Origin of the sequence: Bartonella rattimassiliensis 15908 (assembly GCF_000278215.1) — a bacterium.
In the GTDB taxonomy this organism is placed as follows: domain Bacteria; phylum Pseudomonadota; class Alphaproteobacteria; order Rhizobiales; family Rhizobiaceae; genus Bartonella; species Bartonella rattimassiliensis.
In genome coordinates this window covers 101,252-118,826 of sequence record NZ_JH725069.1, presented here as the reverse complement: position 1 = coordinate 118,826, position 17,575 = coordinate 101,252, and the positions used below count along the sequence as shown (strand labels likewise).

Sequence of the window (17,575 nt, the reverse complement as noted above, 5' to 3'; positions counted from 1 at the left end):
ATTGGAAGTTCCTTATTGTTTATATTTTGGATCAATAAATATGTTGCGAATAATTGGTGTGAGCGTGTGGATTTAGCTTATTTCAGAGTGCTTTTTCGTGTCATAGATCAATCTTTTTAATGGAGAAAATAAGAATGCTGAGAGTGATTGTTCGCACTTGGAACATGCAGTTTATTGCATTTTTTTGATTGAAGGTGGAAAAAAAAATTAGTCAAGATGATTACTTGAGCGGCAATTAAAGGAGATCCAGATGGATGTAAATGAGATTTTATTGGGAGCAGTGGTTGTTGTTTTGTTGTTCAGCGGGGTTATATTTCGATTTTCTTTATATTATCGTAGTCAAGTTAAAACCATAAAAGAGGAAACTAGAAGGATAAGGCATAAGTTTTTGAAGAATTCTATGAAAATGACTGAAGAACGAGATAGAGCCGTTAGAGAGCAAAATATGATGATTAAAAGGCGCGATAAAACGATCGAAGAATTGAAAAAACAAATTAAACAATATGAAGAAAATGAAAAGAAATATCAAAAAATGCTTAAACCTGAAGATGATAATAAGTAATTATATTCATATTTTTCATCAAATTTATGCATTAAAGGGGTGAGAAATATGTTAGAAAGTTTAGAATGGCGAGAGAGATAAATTTTAATTAAGCAAATTACAGTGCTGTGGGGAAATTGTACTCGCTAGAATTCAAGCTTACTTTAATTTATGAAAAGATTGAATTTTATAAGATAGAGCGTCGTTGATAAAATAAAAGTTTATGATGATGCTACCGTTTTTAGATATGCTAGATTATTAAAACCCCGTATATAAGATTCAGAAATTGTTGTGGTGACGTTATATTATTGCTGAAAACAATTTTGCATGCTTCTTTTAGATGTAAGGTATGAAATGTTACAATAGCTTTAACTAATGAATATAAAAAATTATGTGATAATGGAAAGGGATATTGACTTGTTATGAAGATGAAATGGATAAATGCGTTATGGTTATCGGGTACAGAATAGGAGGATGAACGTAAAAGGTATTTGATCTCAGTAGAGGAATTATATTCCAGTTTATGATTTATCTTTTTTTATGTATGTTTTTTATGAAAAATACAAGATTTGAGAGATTTGCTGCTTAATAGAGACTGTAGAAAATTGACTGCATTTGAAAACAAATACATAACCTGTAAAAAGTTTAAGTGTTATTTGTGAGGGTTAGAAATAACAAAAAAACCTTTTTCTCATTAAGAGAAAATCAGTCGCTTTTTACTCACCAGAGAAGTAATCTAAAACTTCATTATAAAAAAATAAACGTTTGTCTCAATGGTTTAGAATGTTAAAATTGCAATTCTCTAATAAGGGCTTTTTGTGTAATTTCTTTTATTTGCTCAATATTCATTAAAATATCTTGTTTTGTTGGATAACCTTTACTAGAGAAAGCAATCTTTTGTGCATCTCTTGACATTAAACGCCAGTACCATTGATTGTGAACGCCTTGAAACACCTCAAAATACATGTTTCCCACCTCATAAAATATCTCATAATTTTCAGGATAAATACTCAACTAACCCGTTTGTAAACACTAATGTATGTCTCCATAGGAAGTCGTCAATATATTCCCTTTAAATTTTCTGACCTTAAATAATAATTTCTATGAGAGCTATTACTGTTTTAACAAGAAAAATTTTCTTGTCAATAAGATATGAATAAGAATTTTATACTATATAATTATTTTTTACTAGTCTAATAGCAAATATATTTTTATGTACAATACAAATATTTTTATTATCGTTACAGATAAAAAACTTTACAGAACATACAAAACTTCACCAGTATAGGCAAAGTAAATGTACTTTTTTCCATACTGGTAGAGTTTAATTATTCTTTTTTTGAAATAGAGGTTTATTGGTTTGCTATAACCTCTTTTTGGGATGCACTTCGAATGAGCAGATCAATAAATAAGCTAAGGGTGTAAGAATTGGCCATTTTAGCCTTCATATCGATCAAAGAGGTTGCAGTTTTAGGATTAAAGCCATTTGATAAACCTTGCCTTGATAAATATTGTTGCAATTTTTCATAAGAACTATCGATTTTTTCTTGATTTAATTTCTCATTACGATCACTATTTGCAAGTGTTTCTTCAAGTCCTTCAATTTTTTTAATAAAATAATTCCAGTCAAAATCACCTTTTGCGTATTCGGTGTCAAACATTTTTCCTTGTCCAGTTAAAAGCCAATTAATATTGACACCATATAATGTGCGGTATGTTTGTAAGACACTAAGATTGGGTTCTCTTTCTCCACGTTCATAAAAAGCAATAGAGTTTTTCGTCATGCTAAAATTTTTGGCTAAGGTTTCACGTGATGGATCACCTAAAGCAAGACGTACATAACGTAAACGTTTTCCAAATATAGTTTTTGATTCAGTTTCAGGACGTGCCACGAATTATCTCCCTCAGTAAATCATCATGGTATAAATTTTGAATAATAAAAGCACACTATGTATTAATATTCTATGATATAATGTCAATATTATAGTGTTAATTTCTCTTTATTTTTTCAACAAATAAAAAACTCTCTTTTATATAGAGTATTGAAGACAAATATTCATTTCAAAACAAAATTCTGTGTTTACCGCACTTTGTCTCTTGTTTTTTTGAGAAAATTTTCATGTAACCTTATCATATATATTCTATACACCTCTGCATTAATAGATGCAACTTTAAAGAGATGAAATCTTTGGATTTATATTGCATGCTGTCTATGAATAGAAAATAAACTTTGAGGAATGATCATGGCCCTATTACGCTATTTTGGGTGTGCTTTTTTTTTCACGATTATTGGTGTCTTTTTAGGAGGGGCTATTGGTTGGTTTGAAACGGGAAGCATTACTGGTTTTCTTAAATATTTTTTTATTTGCTGTGTTTTAGGGATTTTGGAAATTTCTTTATCTTTTGATAATTCTATTATCAATGCCCGTATTCTTGGTAGAATGGATCCGTTATGGCGTCGTCGTTTTCTTATATGGGGCATTTTGATCGCTGTATTTGGGATGCGGATTGTTTTTCCGTTACTGGTGGTGGTTATTGCTGTTGGGATTAATCCAATTGCTGCAGTCAAGTTAGCAGTATGGGAACCATATCGATATGCTGAAGTTTTAACCAATGCGCATATGGGGATTGCCGCTTTTGGAGGAACTTTCCTTATGATGGTTGGCTTAAAATATTTTTTTGATTTTGAAAAAGAGGTACATTGGATTAATATTATAGAGAGACCTGCTCAAAAATTTGGCGGGCTTATTGGGAGTGATGTTGCAGTTGTTTTGATCTTAATATTATTTGTTTTAGGACAGATTGATCCAGAAGATAAAGTAACTTTTTTATTGGCGGCCCTTTATGGACTTTTGACTTTTATAGGTGTTGAAGCTGTTGGTCATTTTCTGGATGCTCCTAAAAAGACTTTAACAACAGTGACCCAAGGGGGAGTAGGAGCGTTTCTTTATTTAGAAGTTCTTGATGCTAGTTTTTCTTTCGATGGTGTGGTTAGTGCCTTTGCATTTTCACACAATCTTTTTGTTATCGCAATTGGTCTTGGTATCGGTGCATTTTACGTTCGTTCTATGACGGTTATGTTGGTTGAATCAGGGACATTATTGCATTATCGTTATTTGGAGCACGGTGCTTTTTATGCTATTGTCGTTCTGGCAGTGATTATGTATCTGCAAACAATTATATCTGTTCCTGAAGTGTTAACAGGGCTTGGGGGAGTCTGTATTATTGGAATGGCGTTGTATTCTTCGATTCGTTTTAAGCGTTCTCAATTGGATAAACATGGTGTGTCTTAAGTAATGGAAACTTTATATTTTCTCACGCTTTTGTTTATAGCATGTCTTTGAAGAGAAATATCTTTCATGAAAAAAATGCCATTTTATTGCTTATTTTCATTTTTTTAAGGTGAGTCTATTGCATGAATTCTCCCTATGATAGGGAAGATATAAAGACGCAAAGGTAAAAATTAGTTTCCATCTTTACTATCATTAGTTTAGCTTTATAGCTTTCAAGAGTCTCTCAAACAATGTCTTTAATAATGAAGACTGCGCATTGCTTCACGCTTTTGTTTCTGATGTGGTGTTAATTTGCGTGCTTTTTTTAAAAGATATGTCGCAAAGCTCGTCATACCCATTTCGCAACGGAATCCATGAAGGGTATAATTATAAAGCTATTGAACACTACCATTACCATCTTTACGTTTGTTAAGTTACGAGCTGGCACTCTCACACCATTTGCCAGCTTTGGGGGAGGTAAAGTTCTTGGCACTTAAGAGCATTCATAGGAGGCATTTTTACCCCTTTTTCTTCACGTCAGCCTCGCTTGTGATGTGCAAGTAAGTGATTTTAATTGATTCAATATAACCAGCTTTGGAATGAGAGAATCTTACGATATTCTGGGCTCTCGTTTAACATGTAAAACAATTATTTATTATTATAAATCAATATCTTGAATATGAAGGAATAATGTACAATCTCTTGGACATCTTTTAACTTAAATATGAAGGTGCAGGTTAGCACTATACTTTTTACTTGTTTGCAGTTCTATAAAATTTTTGCATTTAACGGTTCGTAGAAAGCATTTTTGCTGTTTTCTTGAATGATTTTTATTCATATGCTGATCCTCTTTGTGACGCGCAAGAGAATGGTTTTAAAATAGCTTTGAAATGAGAGAACTTTACGATATTTGGGTCTTTCACTTAAATATATAAAAATAATTTATTTCTTATAAATCAGTGTGTTATAATCGTAGATTATAAAAGAATATTTCATGAGACCATTAACAATTCTATACCAGCTTCGTTCATAGTTTTAAGCATGGTGTTTAGTGATCCGTTTACATCAATACCAGCACAGGCATTTAATGAAACGCTGACTTTAAAACCGCATTGTATGGCGTGGAGAGCGGAAAATCCGACACAAAAATCAGTTGCTAAGCCGCACATAATAAGTTTGGTAAAACCGTGTTCTTTGAGATAAACTTGTAAACCTGTTGGTGTTTTTTGATCATTTTCAAAAAAAGCAGAATAGCTATCCATTTTTTGATTATAGCCTTTTCTAAGGATAAGTTGTGCCTTTTCCACTCTAAGAGATGTATGAAATTCTGCTCCTTGTGTTCCTCGTATGCAATGATCAGGCCAAAGTATTTGAGGACCATAGTCAAGATTGATGGTATCATAAGGCTTTTTTGCAGGATAGCAGGACGCAAAGCTGCAATGGTTTTTAGGATGCCAGTCTTGAGTTAAGATAATGTGGTCAAAATGATTTATGAGATTATTGACGGCGGGTAAAATAGCATCGCCTTGTGGTACTGCAAGTGTTCCACCTGGTAAGAAGTCATTTTGAATATCAATGACGATTAAGGCTTTTTTTTCCATAAATATATTTCCTTAGGGGATGAGCTTTTATCGTACTTTTAAAAAGCTATATTTCGTCTTGAAGTTTTGAAATGATTTGTTGGATATTGTTATTATTTTTATAATTATCAAGCCAAAAAAGGGGAATGGATAAGTTTTTACAATTCATTTTATAGTTTTTTACGAATTGTAACCACGTGCCAATGGGAAGTGCACTGTAATCATTTTTTGCTACGTGTTGATGCAAAGCCTTCATGATCATTGGGCTTGGGACGTCAGAGCCCATCAGGCGGCGGTCGTTTTGCAAACGTAATTTAAGCCACATCAAGGCAAGGGGTGAAGTCCACTGTTTTTCGTAACAAAAAATCGAAGAAAAAAGGGAAGGGTTTTGGACTGCGTAATATAAAGCCCATAAAGCAAAAAAGGAAGGTGCATAGAGAATTACTTTTCTTTTTGGTACCATATTACATTGATAAGTTGGTTTAATGCGATACAAATACAACGTGATATCTGGTATAGAAAAGAGAGGTAAGGTTTGATAACATGTTTCAGGGACAGCTAAAAAGATTTGCTTTTTTCTTTTTAAGAGGATATTTTTTTGCATTCAGAACCATACTGGGGCTTGTGAGATTAGAAAAAATGTACCAATATAAAGTGGAAAGCTTTTGATACGATACAAGCGCTCTTTACTGTACAGTTTCAAAAAGCGAAAGCAGTTTTTGCAAAATCCTCATTATTAATATCGCACAATATTAAAGAGAAATTTATGGCACGTCAATTTATCTATCATATGGCTGGGCTCAACAAGGCTTATGGCAATAAAAAAATTTTAGAAAATATTCATTTGTCTTTTTATCCAGATGCAAAGATTGGTATTTTAGGGCCAAATGGTGCAGGTAAATCAACTATTTTACGTATTATGGCTGGGCTAGATAAGGAATATACGGGAGAAGCATGGCTTTCTGAAGGAGCACGCTGTGGCTATTTACCACAAGAGCCTTTGCTTGATGAAAGCAAAGATGTGCGTGGCAATGTAATGGAAGGTGTTGCAGATAAACAGGCAATTCTTGAGCGTTATAACGAATTGATGATGAATTATAGCGAGGAAACGGCGGATGAAAGTGCACGGCTTCAGGATATTATTGATAGTCAGAATCTTTGGGATTTAGATAGTCAAGTGGAAATGGCGATGGCTGCTCTTGGTTGTCCGCCAGCCAATGGTGATGTGACAAAGCTTTCCGGTGGTGAGAAGCGGCGTGTAGCGCTTTGTAAATTGCTGTTGTCAAAGCCTGATTTGTTACTTTTAGATGAACCGACAAACCATTTAGATGCTGAAACGACTGCTTGGCTTGAAAGGCATCTGCGTGAATATCCAGGGGCCGTGCTTTTGATAACTCATGATCGTTATTTTCTTGACAATGTTACCAGTTGGATTTTGGAGTTAGATCGGGGGAGAGGTATTCCTTATGAGGGAAACTATTCTGCTTATTTAGGGGCTAAGGCCAAACGTTTGGCTCAAGAAGGCCGTGAAGAAGCTGCACGTCAACGCGCTTTATCGCGTGAGCAAGAATGGATTGCTTCTAGTCCAAAAGGGCGACAAGTAAAGTCAAAAGCTCGAATTAAAGCTTATGATGCGTTGGTTCAAGCCGCACGTGAACGCCGTCCTGGAGAAGCGCAAATCATTATCCCTATTGGAGAAAGATTAGGGCAGGTTGTCATTGAAGTTGATAACCTCTCTAAAGTGTATGGTGAACGTGTGTTGATTGATTCTCTCTCTTTTAAACTTCCGGCTGGTGGTATTGTTGGCGTTATTGGAGCTAATGGGATGGGAAAGTCTACCTTGTTTAAAATGTTGACTGGACAGGAACAGCCCGATTCAGGTCAAATACGCATCGGTGAGACGGTTCACATGAGTTATGTGGATCAAAGCCGCGATTCCTTAGCGGGTAATAAAACTGTTTGGGAAGAAATTTCTGGTGAAAACGATATTATTAAGTTAGGAAAATACGAGATGAATAGCCGTGCTTATTGCGGGGCTTTTAATTTCAAGGGTGCAGATCAGCAGCAGAAGGTGGCAAATTTATCGGGGGGGCAGCGTAATCGCGTACATCTAGCGAAACTTTTAAAAGAGGGAGGGAATGTGCTTCTTCTTGATGAACCGACAAATGATCTCGATACTGAAACATTGGGAGCGCTAGAAGATGCATTGGAAAATTTTGCTGGTTGTGCGGTTATCATATCGCACGATCGTATGTTTCTTGATCGATTGGCAACGCATATTTTAGCTTTTGAAGGTAATGGTCATGTGGAATGGTTTGAAGGTAATTTCGCTGAATATGAGGCTGATAAAGTTCGCCGTCTTGGTGCAGAGTCCCTTAATCTTAAGCATGTAAATTATAAGCCTCTTACACGCTAGAGTTTCCTATCTTATTGGGACTTGGTTGAAAAAATAGCATATTTGGGTATTTGTTATTTCATAAATTAAAGCGTGTACTCCATGGAAGTTTTTGTTTGTTGAAAAGAGTAGGATATCTTAGGAGACTACAGCGTAAATCTTTATAAGATCATGACATAAATAAGACTATTTTACTTATGAGATATAACTGATTATTATTTGTAAAATTCATATGAAGAGGGGAGTTTTTATAGAAAGTGTAAGGACTATTCTATAAATGTTCTGGCCATTGAGTATTATCATTTTTACTGAATAAAGATGCAAGTTAGAAGCATCATGTTATTGACTTTCTCTCGATGTTTGATCGTTCTTATTTTGAGATGGCCGTAAGAGATGTTTTCATTTATTTATATGATTTTTTATTCAAGTTAGAAATGAATAATTATTATTATAAATCAATATATTAAAATTATAGTAAAAGGCAGTTAGACAAAATTCGTTCTTTTTTATAGTAGCCTATTTTTTTCATATTATGATACAATGGCTGGAACAAAATAAATAAGAATATGCATCTGATGCTTGACTTTTTTTCTTATAAACAAATGTTTATATGAGTACGTAAGGGATAATTATGAAAAAAAATGAAAGTTTAGATGCAATGATTATGCTGCTGAAAGCGGTAGCAGAAGTAAGCCATTTACGTGTTCTTACACTTTTGCATCATGAAGATTTAACAATTCCTGATTTTATTTTTATTCTTGAGCAGTCGCAAGTATGTATAGCGCGATATTTACGTTTATTATACGAAGCACGATTGATTGAGCGTTATCAGAAGGGAGATTGCCTTTATTTTAAGCTTTGTCATGACTTTTGGGGGAAAGATATTGTGATGGGTGTTCTTTCGGCTTTGCCAAAGCATGATATGATATTAGCGCATGATTTAGAACGTTTGAAGGACGTTAAAAAGCAGCGTCAAAAGATGGAAAAGAAGCATTTTTTACAAAATACATCGCAATGGGATGTATTACGATCATCCTATATGGCAGATCATGTTGTGGAAAATGCTTTACTTGAAATCGTTGGCGATAAACCATTTGAGACAATTCTTAATATTGGAAGGGGTGGGGATTCTGTTTTAAAATTATTTTCTGATCTTTATACGCATGCGGTTGAAATCGTGCTTGATAGCAATGTTTTGCACTTGTCTGTGGGAAATATAACTTTTGATTTTGTAATTCTTCATTGGGTTTTACATTTTCTTGAAAATCCTGAAATGTTTCTTCAGGAGATATCAGGTGTTTTGCGTCCTCATGGGCGTTTATTGATTATAGATTTTGGTTATCATAAAGTTGAGTCTTCACATTCTTATCAAGCATCTATGCATTTTGGATTTTCGTCTTTACAAATAGAACAATGGTTTAAAAATGCGGGACTTATTTTAGAACGAACTTCTTGTCTCGATCTTACCCAAAATGAAAATAATGAGGAGGGTATGGTTACACTTTGGCTTGCTCGCGATCCGCGTTTATTGGTTGATGATATCAAAGATAAACAAGTAGAGTTTGCATAAATAGTGTCTGTTGATGTGCTTTATTCTCTGATTTTTTCAAGAAATAACCTAGATATAAAATTTTATTCAATCATTGAAGAGTAGTTATTTTTTATATTATTCCAATAAGAAGATCTAATGCAAAAATGTTTTTGCATTTCCAATCTTCTGTTTCAAAATCCAAACGTACTTTGTTGGTATCTTACAAGAGCAAATTTTTGTGTAAATAATATCGTTTAGAGAAGCAAATATACCTCTCATGTACTTTCTAGGAGCTACTGCAATATAATAATGGGCTGATGGTTCGTATCTTCATGAATGTCAAAAATGGTGGTTTTAATAGATTTTAAGCTATATAGAGAGATGTGGTGAAATGGGGTGAAATGGGGCGAGGTATTTCTTTTTTAACAAATTCCTAGATGAAAAGTATCTGAGAGTTTTTCGTGAGGGGGGAAAAGATGCTAAAGAGAACAAAAAAATAAAAGCGTGAGGCAAAATGCAACTTTTGTTATTTAAAATGCAATGTTCAGAGAATTTTTAAAAGCTGTAAAGCCAAATGAAAAGGGAGTAAAGATGGCCAATGGGTTTTTATCTTTAAGCTTTTATATTTTTTCCCAAATGAATGATGGTTTTCCCTTTTTAAAGATTCTTCAATGGCATAAATATTTGTACTCTAATTGGTCTATAAAAGCTAAAATGATTTGCAGGAGAAAATTCGTTTTAATTTTTATTTTAAATATGCTGATGTATTAAGAACGGGTTATTGATAATAAGTTACAGCAAGAATTTAGCAAATAAGGCCATGAAAATACTTATAGACCAGCCAAATGGATTGGAGAGATATTTTGGATTTTATGAAATATTTTATTCATAATAATTGTAATACATTTGGCTTTATGATTCTGATTTGTACAGGTATTTGTCTAAGTCTTTTACGTTATCTTTATAAAATCAAATTGAGATGGGCTTTGGAGAAGATATGAAAGAAAAATGTATAATTTTGTGTATCTTTATCATTAGAAACAATGAAGGTTATTAAAATTGAATGTGCTTGTTATTTTTTCAAAAGTGATTTTCTTCTTTCTTTTCATATTTGTGCGCTTATCTATGATATGGATTGTGGATGGTATGGCGTAAAATTTACAGAATATCACCATTTTTAGTTTAAGCTGGCGTTATCATTTTTTTATGTTTGTTGTCACTCTCCGCTTTAAAATGATTCATCAGAGGTATTCTACGCCTTTTAATGGTTTCTATTCATATGCCTCGTTTTGCTTGTGATGTGCAAATGAATGTTTTTTATGGATTTGATATAAGGAGATTTGGAATAAGAGGATCTTACACTGTTTAGATTTTTACAGTAAGTTGTAAAATGATGAATTATGATTTGTAATTCAATGAATTATTTACGTTAAAAGAACAAAGTGGAATAATTTTTGAGTATGAAAACTGCCGTGTTTTTATGGGTTAAGTTAAGTGATAGAGATTAAGAGAAAATGCCTGCACTGATCTTTGCTCGTTATATTAAAATGCAGTGGAGTCTTTTGGCTAGTGTAGAATAGTTTATTGTTATTTAGCATGATTATGGGACACGATTCGGAATAAATATTTTCAGAGCTCTTATTTTTTGTAAAATTAAGTTGTTTAAATTTTTCATTGATGTTGTTTGCGTAATGCGTAAGTGGTTTGATAATAGTTTAAAAGATCATTTGCAGAAATTTTTATGAAGATAGATAAGATTCTATTTACCTAAGTTATTGTTTTTATTTTAAGTGACTCATATCCTCCTTTGAGCAGATGTTTTTCTTTTTGTGGTGATCGCTGTTGGATAAGTGATTCTTCTGATTCTGCCTTTCTGGAATTTGCTTTTTATAGGGTGAAGCATACAAATTACCTAGTTTGTTAATTATGATTATCGGAGTGATGAAAAAAATTATTATGGTCGGAAATTTTTATTGAATTTTTTAGAAATAAAATTGCTTCAAATTGGGTCAATTTGAATTTTTTTTGCCTAAATATCACCATTTTTAAACGATTTATAATTCTTTTATGCTTTTTTGCGTATAAGATGATAAGAATTTCTTGTTGTTTAAAGCATTTTGTTCCATAGCAATAATATTGCATCGGCTACCTTAGTGGTTGATGCGGGAAGACAATCGGGGAACCTCCTCCCCCCCCCCCCCGCGTGGATCCCTTAGATTGTCTGGCCTGACTGAGGATTTCCTCAGTCAGGTTTTTTTGTTTTTGTTATAGTTTTGTAAGGTGTTATCAGGAGGGGGTAAAAGATATAAGATCTGCTATTATTGAGCCTGTAGTGGATAGCGGTTATGGATTGGTTAGTGTTCATATTTATTCAAGTGATGAGAATTTTTCTTTATTGAAGTATCGTTAAATGCTATAAAGCGAATCTGTGTTTTTGTTCTGTAATCTTTAGGTAAGAGAGATGATGGGATCTTTCGGACATCGTATTGTTCTTATTTTATTTATGTTTTCTATTTTTGGTGCTGGTCTTTTTGCTTTACGGAGCGGTACTATTTCTCAGTTTCTTCCCGGTCGTTCTTCTTTTTCTTCTCAGCAGATTGATGTAACAGAGGAGGCATTGCTAGAGAGGTTGTCTGTGTCTTTTCCAGATATTATCATGCGCCTTTCTAAGATGAATCCTCAGCAGCAGGAGCTGTTTATTGAAAAGGTTCGTCGTGATGTAGTTTCATTTGCTTGTGAAAATGGTTATGGGAATGAGAAAGCTCAAGAGTTTGGTAAAACCGTTGCTATGGTTCTCTCAAAAGCGGTTTCTCATCCCTCTATTGCGAATGCTTATTTTTAGCCGTTTTTAAAATCGCATTTTTGATTGGGGGGGGGCAAGCTTTTCATGAGTTTTTGAAAGGCGTATTAGGAAGATAATGAATGCGTAAGATAATCAGAAAACTTATTTTACAAAAAGATAAGAAATCAGAGTATAAAGATAACGTTGTAATTTACAAGAACAATAGCGAGTTCATCTAAGGGCATTCGTTAGGCTAACTGCATTATTATTTCTATAACAACAAAAGCAATAAAAAACACTTTAAATCAATATAGTATTTTATAAAAGATTGAAGATAATCTGAGTGTGCTAATTTGCAGAAAAGCGAAAGCAGAATTTTCTGTAATGAAATGGGTTAACGCATTTTATAGGCCGGTTACTTTTTTCGTTTGATATGGGCGGATAGAAAACCCTCAAAGGGTTTGCGCAATATTTTGAATTCATAGAGAATGGAATAGTTTTGGTATATTTGTAAATTTCTTATGCATAATGATGAAGTAGGGTATATGGGATTTACGATCGGTTTTGGTCGGTGATTTATTGGGCATAAAGAGTACTGCAGGTATTTATTGACTAGCGGGAAGCATTAAGAACAGTTTTTATTTTTTGTGAAGCTTTTGCGATATCGAGGGATCTTCGATAAAAGTAGTTATGTCTCCTATGCAGAGCTAATCTCAATCAAAAATTTCATACTGTATATGAAAGACTGTTATATCTATTTAAAGTTCTAATTTTGTAATATAAAAATTGAATATTATAATAGCTACAGCATGAATTAATAGTATATCATATTTGTTTAATATGATATAAGTTTAACTATAGTATCTTTATTTTTTATTTTATGATATAGAGAAATCTATAATTTATGCATAAAGAGATTTTCTTTTACTGCGGGATTTTATCTTGAAATAGTCTTAATATTTCCCTTTTAAAGACGTTCTTTTGCTTTCTTTTTTTGTACAATACATTCGCAAATTATTTGCGGTTAGAATTTGAGAACTTTTGAGTAAAGAGAAAGAAAATGCAATTTTTGAAAATCTTGTTCAATACAGCGTGTGCTGTATTTTTTGTATTTGATATAAGTTGGGCTCATAATGTTTTAAATGCTGCAGAATCAAAAGAAAGTTCAGCGATTGTTGCTTCTCAGATTTCTGCTCGTCCTTATGAGTTTCTTATTCGGAAACTTGCGAATAAGTATAATGTTCCCGTTAATTTAGCACATGCTGTTGTAAAAGTTGAAAGTAATTATAAGGCTGATATAAAGGGTGCTGCTGGCGAAATAGGTTTGATGCAAATTAAACCTTCTACTGCACGAGGGTTAGGTTTTAGTGGTTCTGTACAAGATTTGTACGATCCTGCGATCAATCTTGAATATGGTATGCGTTATTTGGCGCGGGCATATAAACTCAGTGGTGGAAGTACGTGTGGTACAGTTCTTAAATATAACGCAGGCCATGCTGCAACCAAAATGAATTCCGTTTCAGCGAAATATTGCGCGAAAGTAAAAACCTATCTGGCTTCATTAAAATAATAACATTTTTTGAGAGAAGTTTACTATAAAATATTTTAAGATGCTATTTTCATTGCGCAAAAAATGTTTTACAAATTGATACGTCAGTCGGCTGGGCAGCCGCGCTTGTCTAATGCCTAAAGGCGGCAGGTGAGGAAAGTCCGGGCTCCATGGAAAGACGGTGCCGGGTAACACCCGGCGGGGGTGACCCTAGGGAAAGTGCCACAGAAAGTAAACCGCCTATTTTTATAGGTAAGGGTGAAAGGGTGGAGTAAGAGCCCACCGCACATTCAGTAATGAATGTGGCAAGGTAAACCCCACCGGGAGCAAGACCAAATAGAAATGACGTGCAAAATTTAATTTGCAGCCGATTTCCGGGCGAGTCATTCGGGTAGGTTGCACGAGGCGGATGGTAACATCCGTCCTAGATGAATGGTTGCCATGTAAAGCGTAAGCTTTATTATACAGAACCCGGCTTATAGGCCGACTGATATTCCATGATTATAAGCGATATTTTATAAGATCGATTACATATAGACTTTTATGGGTCGGTGTTTTTGAAATGTATACTTGAACCCAAAGTATTTTTAAAAAATTATAACATTTCTTTAAGTATGATGCATTAGGATGTGTATTTGAATAACTGCAGCTCTTTTTTTCATTGTGATTGATATGAAAGTTGAAGGTGGAGTTATTCTGATATCGGTTGCCATGAGAGCGCTGTTGATTTGAAATAGCATAACTTCAAGACGGATTATTTTGACAAAACAGGATCAAAGAGCTGAACGCCATATTCCAGTGCTGTTGCAACCAGTTTTGGCTGGGCTTATGCCATTGGTTGGAGCAAAAGTGATTGATGGTACCTTTGGTGCTGGTGGTTATACGCGCGCTTTGTTAAAGGCAGGCGCACAGGTGATTGCTCTTGATCGTGATCCTTATGCTATTGGTGCGGGGCAATCGCTTGTTGATGAATTTTTTCCACGGCTTCGTTTGATTCATATGGAATTTTCACAGCTCGATCGTGTCGTTGAAGAGAAGGTAGATGCTGTTATTTTGGATATTGGTGTTTCTTCAATGCAGCTTGATGAAGCAGAAAGAGGCTTTTCTTTTCAAAAAGATGGTCCATTAGATATGCGAATGGCTCAGGCTGGTTTTACAGCAAGTGATGTTGTCAATCATTTAAAAGTAAAAGATTTAGCGCGTATTTTTAAGATATTAGGAGAAGAGCGTTATGCGGGGCGAATTGCACAGATGATTGAAAAGCGTCGTGTTATTCAGCCTTTTTTGCGTACAGGTGATTTGGCGTGTGCTATCGAAGCGTTGGTAGGGCGTAGGCCGGGAGATCGTATTCATCCTGCAACACGTATATTTCAAGCTCTTCGTATATATGTGAATGATGAAATTGGTGAATTGGCGCGTGGTTTATTTGCTGCTGAACGCATTTTAAAAACCGGGGGCCGTTTGGGTGTTGTAAGTTTTCATTCTCTTGAAGATCGGATAGTCAAAAGATTTTTTTCGGCTCGTTCTGGAGAATGTATGAGATCACGCTATTTGCCTGAAATAAAAAATGCTCCAGCAACATTTGTTCCTTTGTTTAAAGGTGGGATAACAGCAACTGAAGAGGAATTACAGAAAAATCCTCGTGCACGTTCTGCACGGTTGCGGATTGGTGTACGGACTGAAGCAGAGGCTCTTGCAGCAGATATGAAATTATTTGGTTTAGCAGAGATTGCCAGTTTTGAAGGCAGCAAGAAATGACAGTTTTTCGTACATTTGATATGATTTTAGTGATGATTATGATTTGTATGGCGGGTCTTACTTATAAGGTAAAATATGATGTTCAAAAACGAATGAATGAAGTTCGTCATCTTGAGCATGAAATCGCTGCAGCGAAAAATACGGTGAGTTTGCTTCATGCTGAGTGGGCTGTGATGATAAAGCCTTCACGCATGCAAAAACTTGCGAAACGTTATCAAAAAGAACTTAAGCTAGAGGTTATACAGCCGCGTCAAATTGTGGAGTTTAAAGACATTCCGGGACGCGAACACGATCCAATTAAAGAAATGATTAAACAAAATATCTTGGAAAATAAACAGGATGTTTTGGCAAATAATCGAGCTTTACAAATGAATGGTGTTGTCCAAAAAGGCGCCCAGTGATGAAATCAATTTTTTTATTCTCTCAAAAGAAAAAACGTTTAAAAAGTTCGTTGAATAATCATAATTTTTCTGTTCGTCGTTTATATTCTAGTCGTCTACGTTTGCTTTTTTCGTTGTTCTGCTTTTTAATTTTATATGGCATCATGGGGGTTTGCCTTATTTCTTATGGGTTGGAAGGTGGGCAGATTGAAGAAGCAAAGGGGCCAGGAGCAATTCAATTGATAGCACGACCTAATATTGTTGATCGTAATGGTCGTTTATTGGCAACAGATATTAAAACTTATTCACTTTTTGCTGAGCCACGACGTATTATTGATGTAGATGAAACAATTGAATTGCTTTCAAGCGTTTTGCCTGATCTTAATTGGCAGGAAACTTATAAACGCTTAAAAAGAAAAACAGGTTTTTCTTGGATACAGCGTGGGTTAACACCAATGCAGAAGACGCAAATTATGGCTCTTGGTATTCCAGGAATTGGTTTTCGGACTGAAATTCGTCGTTTTTATCCCGAGGGACCTGTAACTTCCCATATTCTCGGCATGGTGAATGTTGATAATCAGGGCATTGCAGGTATGGAAAAATATATTGATGATGCGGGGTTGAGTGTTTTGCGTGCTGCTGGTCTTGCCATAGAAGAATCATTAAAACAAGTTCAGCTTTCGATTGATGTGCGTGTTCAAGAAATTGTTCATGATGAGCTTATTCAGGCTATGAAGCGTTATAAGGCTATTGCTGCAGGAGCAGTTATTTTAAATATATATACAGGGGAAATTTTGGCTTTAGCATCATTACCAGATTTTGATCCTGGAAATCCTATTGAAGCTTTAAAAAGTGATCGTTTGAATCGGATGACGGCTGGTGCTTTTGAAATGGGATCGATCATTAAAAGTTTTACGACCGCTATGGCACTTGATTCCAATATTTTTCATTTAAACAGTATTATTGATGCTTCAAAGCCAATAAAAGCAAGTAGTGGATATGCTATTCATGACTTTCACGGTAAAAATCGGCCCTTAACATTATGGGAGGTTTTTATTTATTCTTCCAATATTGGTTCTGCTAAAGAAGCATTGGCGATAGGGATTGATAAACATCGTAATTTTTTGCAAAAACTTGGACTCTTGGATCGACTTTCAACAGAGTTGCCTGAAGTTGCCCATCCTATTGTGCCACATCATTGGAAAGATATCCATTCTATGACCATTTCTTTTGGGCATGGTATGGCAACAACCCCCTTGCAAACAGCAGTTGGGGCTGCTGCTTTAATGAATGGTGGTTGGTTAATTTCACCGACATTTTTAAAACGTACAAAAGAACAAACTTTACCCTATGCAAAACAAGTTTTGCAGGCTAAAACAAGTCAAAGTATGCGTTACCTTTATAAATTAAATAGTGATATTGGTTCTGGACGTAATGCAAAAGTGGAAGGTTATCGTGTAGGTGGTAAGACAGGAACAGCTGAGAAAGTTGAAAATGGAAAATATTCTAAAACAAAAAATTTCAATAGTTTTCTTGCTGCTTTTCCTATTGATGATCCTGCTTATATTGTTTTAACAATTATTGATGAACCAAAACCAGAAGAGGGAAAACATTCAGCAACAGCGGGGATGAATGCTGGACCAATGCTCGCTAATATTGTTCGTCGCTCGGCTAGTTTTCTTGGTGTAAAACCTGATTTTAAAAAAGAATATGAACCTTTTTTAAGTAAAAAGAGCCGTCCTCCAAGTTTCGTTAAGCAACGGTAAAATAAATATATAAGGTGCATC

The 17,575-nt window shown here is 34.6% G+C and carries 13 protein-coding genes and 1 other RNA gene; 10 read left to right on the top strand and 4 right to left on the bottom strand.

Features of this window, described 5'->3' with window-relative positions:
* Positions 1–250 precede the first annotated feature (250 nt).
* Entirely contained in the window at positions 251–562 is a 312-nt protein-coding gene (locus tag MCY_RS07915; protein WP_007347850.1) for a hypothetical protein, read from the top strand.
* A 765-nt stretch (positions 563–1,327) separates the two neighbouring features.
* Here MCY_RS07915 and MCY_RS07910 read toward each other — a convergent pair.
* Positions 1,328–1,507 (bottom strand): YegP family protein, encoded by a 180-nt coding sequence (locus tag MCY_RS07910; RefSeq protein ID WP_007347849.1) that lies wholly within the window; start codon positions 1,505–1,507, stop codon positions 1,328–1,330.
* 386 nt (positions 1,508–1,893) lie between these two features.
* The gene (locus MCY_RS07905; protein WP_007347848.1) at positions 1,894–2,433 is read right to left on the bottom strand and encodes a helix-turn-helix domain-containing protein; all 540 of its coding nucleotides are present in this window, start codon (positions 2,431–2,433) and stop codon (positions 1,894–1,896) included.
* Between the two features lie 351 nt (positions 2,434–2,784).
* Here MCY_RS07905 and MCY_RS07900 point away from each other — a divergent pair, with 351 nt between their 5' ends.
* The gene (locus MCY_RS07900; RefSeq protein ID WP_007347847.1) at positions 2,785–3,834 is read left to right on the top strand and encodes a DUF475 domain-containing protein; all 1,050 of its coding nucleotides are present in this window, start codon (positions 2,785–2,787) and stop codon (positions 3,832–3,834) included.
* Between the two features lie 971 nt (positions 3,835–4,805).
* Here the strand turns inward: MCY_RS07900 and pncA are convergent.
* Positions 4,806–5,414 carry a bifunctional nicotinamidase/pyrazinamidase gene (gene pncA, locus MCY_RS07895; RefSeq protein WP_007347846.1) on the bottom strand — a complete coding sequence of 203 codons (609 nt, stop codon included), beginning with the start codon at positions 5,412–5,414 and terminating at the stop codon, positions 4,806–4,808.
* 46 nt (positions 5,415–5,460) lie between these two features.
* Positions 5,461–5,997 (bottom strand): hypothetical protein, encoded by a 537-nt coding sequence (locus MCY_RS07890; protein ID WP_007347845.1) that lies wholly within the window; start codon positions 5,995–5,997, stop codon positions 5,461–5,463.
* 162 nt (positions 5,998–6,159) lie between these two features.
* Here MCY_RS07890 and ettA point away from each other — a divergent pair, with 162 nt between their 5' ends.
* The 8 genes from ettA to MCY_RS07850 all read left to right on the top strand — a co-directional run bounded on the left by ettA (position 6,160) and on the right by MCY_RS07850 (position 17,554).
* Positions 6,160–7,809 carry an energy-dependent translational throttle protein EttA gene (gene ettA, locus MCY_RS07885; protein ID WP_007347844.1) on the top strand — a complete coding sequence of 550 codons (1,650 nt, stop codon included), beginning with the start codon at positions 6,160–6,162 and terminating at the stop codon, positions 7,807–7,809.
* Between the two features lie 610 nt (positions 7,810–8,419).
* Complete coding sequence (locus MCY_RS07880) at positions 8,420–9,358, top strand: ArsR family transcriptional regulator (RefSeq protein WP_007347843.1); 939 nt, start codon at positions 8,420–8,422, stop codon at positions 9,356–9,358.
* A gap of 2,425 nt (positions 9,359–11,783) precedes the next feature.
* On the top strand, positions 11,784–12,161 hold the full coding sequence (locus MCY_RS07870) for a hypothetical protein (protein WP_019224430.1): 378 nt from the start codon (positions 11,784–11,786) through the stop codon (positions 12,159–12,161).
* 1,000 nt (positions 12,162–13,161) lie between these two features.
* Complete coding sequence (locus MCY_RS07865) at positions 13,162–13,671, top strand: lytic transglycosylase domain-containing protein (protein ID WP_007347840.1); 510 nt, start codon at positions 13,162–13,164, stop codon at positions 13,669–13,671.
* An 83-nt stretch (positions 13,672–13,754) separates the two neighbouring features.
* Positions 13,755–14,145: RNase P RNA component class A (rnpB, locus tag MCY_RS08890), an RNA gene on the top strand.
* Between the two features lie 264 nt (positions 14,146–14,409).
* Positions 14,410–15,408, top strand: a complete 999-nt coding sequence (gene rsmH, locus MCY_RS07860) for a 16S rRNA (cytosine(1402)-N(4))-methyltransferase RsmH (RefSeq protein ID WP_007347839.1) — start codon at positions 14,410–14,412, stop codon at positions 15,406–15,408.
* Positions 15,405–15,809 carry a cell division protein FtsL gene (gene ftsL, locus MCY_RS07855; protein ID WP_007347838.1) on the top strand — a complete coding sequence of 135 codons (405 nt, stop codon included), beginning with the start codon at positions 15,405–15,407 and terminating at the stop codon, positions 15,807–15,809. Before rsmH ends, ftsL begins: the two co-directional genes overlap by 4 nt.
* Positions 15,809–17,554: a peptidoglycan D,D-transpeptidase FtsI family protein gene (locus MCY_RS07850; RefSeq protein WP_007347837.1), complete on the top strand. Its 1,746-nt coding sequence runs from the start codon at positions 15,809–15,811 to the stop codon at positions 17,552–17,554. Before ftsL ends, MCY_RS07850 begins: the two co-directional genes overlap by 1 nt.
* The last annotated feature ends 21 nt before the right edge of the window (positions 17,555–17,575 follow it).

What these genes read in the sequence shown, in the direction of transcription:
- MCY_RS07915 (WP_007347850.1), top strand. Translation starts at nt 251, where the DNA reads ATGGATGTAAATGAGATTTTATTGGGAGCAGTGGTTGTTGTTTTGTTG.
- MCY_RS07910 (WP_007347849.1), bottom strand. Translation starts at nt 1,507, where the DNA reads ATGTATTTTGAGGTGTTTCAAGGCGTTCACAATCAATGGTACTGGCGT.
- MCY_RS07900 (WP_007347847.1), top strand. Translation starts at nt 2,785, where the DNA reads ATGGCCCTATTACGCTATTTTGGGTGTGCTTTTTTTTTCACGATTATT.
- pncA (WP_007347846.1), bottom strand. Translation starts at nt 5,414, where the DNA reads ATGGAAAAAAAAGCCTTAATCGTCATTGATATTCAAAATGACTTCTTA.
- MCY_RS07890 (WP_007347845.1), bottom strand. Translation starts at nt 5,997, where the DNA reads ATGCAAAAAAATATCCTCTTAAAAAGAAAAAAGCAAATCTTTTTAGCT.
- ettA (WP_007347844.1), top strand. Translation starts at nt 6,160, where the DNA reads ATGGCACGTCAATTTATCTATCATATGGCTGGGCTCAACAAGGCTTAT.
- MCY_RS07880 (WP_007347843.1), top strand. Translation starts at nt 8,420, where the DNA reads ATGAAAAAAAATGAAAGTTTAGATGCAATGATTATGCTGCTGAAAGCG.
- MCY_RS07870 (WP_019224430.1), top strand. Translation starts at nt 11,784, where the DNA reads ATGGGATCTTTCGGACATCGTATTGTTCTTATTTTATTTATGTTTTCT.
- MCY_RS07865 (WP_007347840.1), top strand. Translation starts at nt 13,162, where the DNA reads ATGCAATTTTTGAAAATCTTGTTCAATACAGCGTGTGCTGTATTTTTT.
- ftsL (WP_007347838.1), top strand. Translation starts at nt 15,405, where the DNA reads ATGACAGTTTTTCGTACATTTGATATGATTTTAGTGATGATTATGATT.
- MCY_RS07850 (WP_007347837.1), top strand. Translation starts at nt 15,809, where the DNA reads ATGAAATCAATTTTTTTATTCTCTCAAAAGAAAAAACGTTTAAAAAGT.